The organism is Psychrobacter sp. 4Bb (assembly GCF_002836735.1).
GTDB lineage: Bacteria > Pseudomonadota > Gammaproteobacteria > Pseudomonadales > Moraxellaceae > Psychrobacter.
In genome coordinates, this window is record NZ_PJAS01000065.1 from 43,204 (window position 1) to 49,203 (window position 6,000).

The 6,000-nt window shown below is 41.2% G+C and carries 5 protein-coding genes and 2 pseudogenes; 2 read left to right on the plus strand and 5 right to left on the minus strand.

Going from position 1 to position 6,000, the window contains the following annotated elements; translation table 11 throughout:
• Positions 1–110: 110 nt before the first annotated feature.
• The 5 genes and pseudogenes from CXF60_RS08865 to CXF60_RS08880 form a co-directional block, all read right to left on the minus strand.
• Positions 111–1,421 carry an arsenic transporter gene (locus CXF60_RS08865; protein ID WP_102091632.1) on the minus strand — a complete coding sequence of 437 codons (1,311 nt, stop codon included), beginning with the start codon at positions 1,419–1,421 and terminating at the stop codon, positions 111–113.
• A 58-nt stretch (positions 1,422–1,479) separates the two neighbouring features.
• The gene (arsH, locus tag CXF60_RS08870; protein ID WP_228707086.1) at positions 1,480–2,235 is read right to left on the minus strand and encodes an arsenical resistance protein ArsH; all 756 of its coding nucleotides are present in this window, start codon (positions 2,233–2,235) and stop codon (positions 1,480–1,482) included.
• 51 nt (positions 2,236–2,286) lie between these two features.
• Positions 2,287–2,619, minus strand: a pseudogene (gene arsC / locus CXF60_RS14600) (arsenate reductase (glutaredoxin)); the annotation flags it as partial.
• Positions 2,620–2,671: 52 nt separating this feature from the next.
• Complete coding sequence (locus CXF60_RS08875; protein ID WP_102091634.1) at positions 2,672–3,031, minus strand: ArsR/SmtB family transcription factor; 360 nt, start codon at positions 3,029–3,031, stop codon at positions 2,672–2,674.
• Positions 3,032–3,522: 491 nt separating this feature from the next.
• Entirely contained in the window at positions 3,523–4,359 is an 837-nt protein-coding gene (locus CXF60_RS08880) for a cation efflux transmembrane domain-containing protein (protein WP_102091635.1), read from the minus strand.
• A 242-nt stretch (positions 4,360–4,601) separates the two neighbouring features.
• Between CXF60_RS08880 and CXF60_RS08885 the strand changes: the two are divergent.
• Both CXF60_RS08885 and merR read left to right on the plus strand, forming a co-directional pair.
• Positions 4,602–5,264 (plus strand): annotated as a pseudogene (locus tag CXF60_RS08885) (recombinase family protein).
• 243 nt (positions 5,265–5,507) lie between these two features.
• A complete protein-coding gene (gene merR / locus CXF60_RS08890) occupies positions 5,508–5,960 on the plus strand; it encodes an Hg(II)-responsive transcriptional regulator (RefSeq protein ID WP_008110844.1) in 453 nt (150 codons plus the stop codon).
• The last annotated feature ends 40 nt before the right edge of the window (positions 5,961–6,000 follow it).

Genomic DNA, 6,000 nt, shown 5'->3' on the forward strand with positions numbered 1-6,000 from the left:
CTTTAAATCGCTGAAATATTCACAGTGTACTTCATGGTGTACTTACCATACATATTCTATCTATGTTCGGTGCCCTATACAGGCACCGTACTATAAGAATGACCGCTTACTTAAACACTGGGTAACATAGGCAACCAAAATACTAAAGCTAAAAGCGTTACGAGTAGTACTGGCGGTGTTATGAATAAGCCAATCTTCATATACTGACCCCAGCTGATTTTATAATCCTTTTCCGCCAGTACATGTAGCCATAACAATGTTGCTAAGCTACCAATTGGGGTGAATTTTGGTCCTAAATCATTACCAATAACATTGGCATAAATCATCAACTCACGCGTTGCAGTGGGAACTTGGGCGCTATCAATTGCCAGCGCTCCTATGAGGGTTGACGGCATATTATTCATTACAGATGCTACGATAGCTGATAGAAAGCCTGTGCCGACCGTCGCAATGACGTTACCTTGCTGTCCTAACCAGTTTAGTATTTGCGCGCCATATGCCGTGAGTCCTGCGTTACTTAAGCCATAAACCACTAAATACATACCGATGGAAAACAAGACAATTTGCCAAGGAGCTTTACGTAGAACGTGGGTCACAGAAAATTTGGTATCACGACCGCCTTGCCACCAGCGACCTGCGATTGCCATAAGCACTAGCGCCGCGATACTAGTCACCAATGAAATCACAAGACCTAATGACTCGGTGGCAAAATAAGCGATAAGTAGTAAGGCCAATAATGGAAAGGCCGCTCGAAAAACCAAAGGGTCTTTGATAGCAGATTGCGGTGAGCTTAGACTATCCATTGAATAATGCTTCGGGATATGTCGCGCATAGACAAGCCATAATACCAGTAGCGTTGCGATAACAGATACGATATTCACTGGCACCATGACTGCCGCATAGCGACCAAAACCAATATCAAAATAATTAGCGCTAACGATGTTGACTAGATTAGACGTTACTAATGGCAGACTTGCGGTATCGGCAATAAAGCCAGTAGCTATGATAAAGGCTAAAGCTGATTTGGGTGCAAAATCAAGGCGCAGCAAAATGGCAATGACAATAGGAGTAAGCAATAACGCCGCCCCATCATTAGCAAAAAAGGCGGCAATGAACGCACCTAGAATCACAATCATGGGAAACAGTCGCCGACCATGACCATTACCTAATCTTGCAACATGCAATGCCGCCCAGCCAAAAAATCCAGCCTCATCTAATATCAATGAGATGATGATGAGCGCGACAAAGGTAAAGGTGGCATCCCAGACGATATTCCAGACGATAGCCACATCTGATAATTGCACCACCCCCAAAAGCAGGGCAACTACTGCGCCGCCCATTGCACTCCAACCGATACCCAGTCCTTTTGGCTGCCATATGACTAAGGTCAAGGTGACAATAAAAATCGCTAATGCGAGCATAAAGGTGCCTTAATAAAACAATGGTATTAGAGAAGGTTAACGTTAGATACGCTTGAGTTTAGAGTGATTTTTGATTTACACGCTGTGATACTTCCTCACGACTCTCTACGCGCTCAGAATAACGATCGGTTAGATAAGTGGAGCGACCACGTGTGAGCCACGTAAACTTCACTAATTCCTCACACACATCAACGATACGCTGATATAAAGGCGAATTAAGCATACGATTATTGTCATCAAACTCTAAAAAAGCTTTCGGAACAGACGACTGATTGGGTATGGTAATCATACGCATCCAGCGGCCCAAGATACGCAGCTGATTGACGGTATTAAAGCTCTGACTGCCGCCACTGACTTGCATTACTGCCAGCGTCTTGCCTTGAGTCGGTCGAACGCCACCTAATGACAGTGGAATCCAATCAATCTGCGCTTTCATGATGCTAGTGATACTGCCATGGCGCTCAGGGCTAACCCATAGCATGCCCTCAGACCACGCTGCTAGCTCACGTAACTCTCGTACTTTCGGATGATTAGCATCGGTACTATCAGGTAACGGTAAACCTGTGGGATCAAAGGTACGCACCTCGCAACCATACCAACGCAATACCCGACTTGCCTCTTCACTTGCTAATTTAGAGAACGAGCGTTCACGTAAAGAGCCGTATAGCACCAATATTCTTGGTGGATGACGGGGATCATTTGCACCAATCAGAGCCTCAATATCAATCGGTTGCAGCTCTACTGCATCTATATTTGGTAACTCCGTTAAATCGACAGAGGCGTCTAAACTATTATCTTTAGTAGATTGGACTATTTCACCATCTTCTTTGGTAAAACGACTCACTGGATTGTCTAATAATTCAAATACCCGCTCCGAAGGTCGGCACAGCGCTGCGCCGCTAGAGGTCACCACAATAGGACGATTCATCAAAATAGGATGTGTCATCATGGCATCAATCAGTTCATCATCAGATAACGTAGTATTATCCAAACCAAGCTCATCATAAGGCGTACCTTTCTGACGTAGAAGCTCACGCGGTGAAAGTTTCATCAAGCCTAACAGCTCAATCAAATATTCACGAGTAGGCGGTGTTTTGAGGTATTCAATGACGTTCGGTTGCTCGCCTGAAGCCTTCATGATGGCCAAGGTATTGCGAGACGTACCACAATTAGGGTTGTGAAAAATGATAGGTGTCATAACGACCTTTTTATAGTGTTAGAAGGGTTTGTATTCTTAAAAGAATAGTAGCTTAGCTGTTGGGTTTGTCGGATGGGTTGATATCGCAGGCACTCAAGCTGTCCAAAAGAGAGCCACATAACTCTGGGTGACCTGCACAGCAGTCTTTTAACAAGAATTGAATGACATCTTCGACATGCGTAAGAGACGCACGATAAATAATCTGGCGGCTTTGTCGTTGTGAGCTTACCCATCCTGCCCGGGCAAGCACGGCTAAATGAGCCGACATCGTATTATGTGGCACACCAAGATTGCGAGCGATTTCACCAGCAGGCAGACCATCAGGCTCATGACTAACCAAAAGTCTAAAAGCTTTTAATCGAGTTTCTTGAGAGAGCGCAGCAAAGCTGGTAGTAGCATTTATTATTTCCATAAGTCCAATAATATAGACATATAAAAATAAATCAAGATATTTTATGAGGTGAGACCATCCCAGATTCTGTGTAACTGACGTTTAGATTAAATACTTACACAAAATTTAGGAAGGTCTCTGAAAATTAACCACCTGACACAACTCGTCACCTACTAACAGATCTTGGCGGTCATAAAAGTTGCCCCAACGCTTATAATTATTATCCGTTCTCGACTCAGGGTTATAAGTAATGGCGATGTAGGTTTGAATTTTATTAGTGTCCTAAATTAGTTGACCACCACCAGATTCTTATCAAAGACTTCATCATCTATTATTCGCCAAACGGCAACTTGCTGATGGTCTTTGGTGGTGACTAGATTTAAAGTTTGTTCAATCATTGCTTGAGGTCTCATATCCTTATGATGTTTATTTGCTTCAAACCCAGTTACTTTACACTTAGCGGTTTAATTAAGCTACTTACTTGAGCTATTTGCTTCAGTTATTAGGCTTGGCTACTTACTCAACTTCAATATTCTAAAGGCGCCCTGAATAACTAAAGCAAATACGATGCTACCAATAATCAAATCAGGCGTACTAGAGTGTAACCAATTAACCAAAATCCCTGCAACAATTACCCCTAAATTGATAATCACATCGTTTGAAGTGAAAATCATACTGGCTTGCATATGGGCTTCTTCTCCTTCTTTGCTTTTCGATTTTTGTAGTAAATAGAGGCAAATCAAGTTTGCAATTAGCGCAAGAATCGATATGACTATCATGGTAGAAAAGTCAGGTAACTGCTCATTGCCAAAGAAACGTCTTAGTACTTCTAAAAAACCAAGAATCGCTAGCGTAATTTGAAAATATCCGGCAATTCTAGCAATCCGTTTTTTCTTAATGACCGTTCCACCGACCGCAAATAAGCTAATTCCGTACACGAAGCTATCTGCTAACATATCTAAGCTGTCGGCGACCAACCCCATCGAACGAGAAATCAGTCCCGTGCTCATTTCAATAATAAAGAAAGCAAAGTTAATGACCAGCACTATCCATAGTAGCTTTCTTTGCTCAGCATCTTTTTTGTGACTAGAGTCAGCATCAATTTTAAAATTATTGTTGGGATCAGAGGGGTCAATGGTTTCGGTCGAGAGTAGGGTGTCTCCTAATTTTAGGTCATGAATAGCAGTCTCTATCCCTTCTATATTGTCATGATGAAACACAGTTAATTGACGGTTAGGAATGTCGAACTCAAGATGTTCAATATTCGAGTGGCCCTCTAATTTCATTCGGATTAGGTTTTCCTCCGAAGGGCAGTCCATCTTCGATATTTTAAAAGTTGTTTTATTCATAGTTACATTTATATCCGGGTGGTGGTTCAAAAAGTAGGCTGAAAAAAAACAGGCTGAGAAATTGATAAATAGTGAAATGCAAATGACACTATACATCAAATGCCCAGCCTGTCTAAGTGACAATATAACAGCCTGTCTAAGTGACAATATAAAGAAAAATGGTTTCAAAAGCCATACCCCAAGGGCACTATCAAAACAGGTCTCTTAATCAATTAATAGTCTACTTATAATAGACTGCAATAATGGAACCACTTATAACAGACTATTTTAGGTGTTTATGTTTATCAGAGCATAGAGCGCCCATCAAAGATCAAGATGCCAAGCGTGCCAAAAGTGAGCTCATATAGTTTGCTGCTGATCATGGTCACAAAATTGCCGCCTTCTATGTTGAAAACGAGTCAGACGCAACTTTAATACGTCCACAGTTAATGTAACTGATAAATGATGCCCATGAAGGCGATATAATTTTGGTTGAGCAGATTGACCGCTTAGCACGTTTGAACCAAGCTGATTGGGATACGCTCAAAAGAATGCTATCAGAAAAAAAGCTCTCTATCGTGTCAAAAGAGCTGCCGACCTCATATATGGCGCTTCAATCTGAAAGCAGTACAGAATTTATGAGCAGTGTATTGCAGGCCATTAACTCGATGATGCTGGATATGCTCGCAGCCATTGCTCGAAAAGACTATGAGGATCGCCGTAACCGTCAGATGCAAGGTATTGCTCGTGCTAAAGTAGAAGGTAAGTATGCCGGTCGTGGGAAGGATACCGAAAAGCGCAAGATCATCGCTAGTCTACTCAAATCAGGCCATAGCTATTCTGATATTCAGAAAATGGCCAAGTGCTCAAGGCATTTGATCGCTGATGTGGCCAAGGAAAGACTGAGGATGCTTAGTACTCGTTAAGTGGTTCCACTACAGCAGTCTACTATGAGTAGTCTATTAATTGATTAGTGAGCCTTTTTAGATGGTTCCGCTGGGATATACTCATGTAGAACTGCATGTAATAACACTAATTTGGACTTTGATAATGAAAAAGGATAAACCATACATTGTTGTGGTTTAATATTGTTGTAACAACGGTAACTTTACTTATTTAATAGAAGAAAAAACAAAATCAATTAGCGATGTTTAAACTGGTATTCATTGATGGTCACTTTAATTAGATATAAAGTAAGTAAACAAAAAGTCAGTAAGGTAATTGATAACGTGTCTAAACGAACCATAAGTATGTTGGCTAAAGAACTGAGTGTAAATGTCGAAACAATTCGCTTTTATGAACGCAAAGGCTTAATTAAACAACCACCAAAGCCTATGCAGGGCTATAGACATTACCCGAAAGAAACGGTAAATAGAATACATTTTATCAAGCGTTCTCAAGAATTAGGTTTTACGCTAAATGAGATTGAAGGGTTACTTGCGTTAAACGATAGTCCATGTAGTAAAGTACAAGAATTAGCTAATAAAAAACTGATCGCAGTACAAAAAAAGATGGCTGACTTGTTGTTGTTAGAACACGCTTTGGAAGAACATTTAGGACAATGCCAAAATAATGATGACGATAGCCACTGCCCAATAATTGATTCGTTGCAACCGAAGTAAATGATTCACTTAACTACCATTTCCCACTAAAACAGCGAGA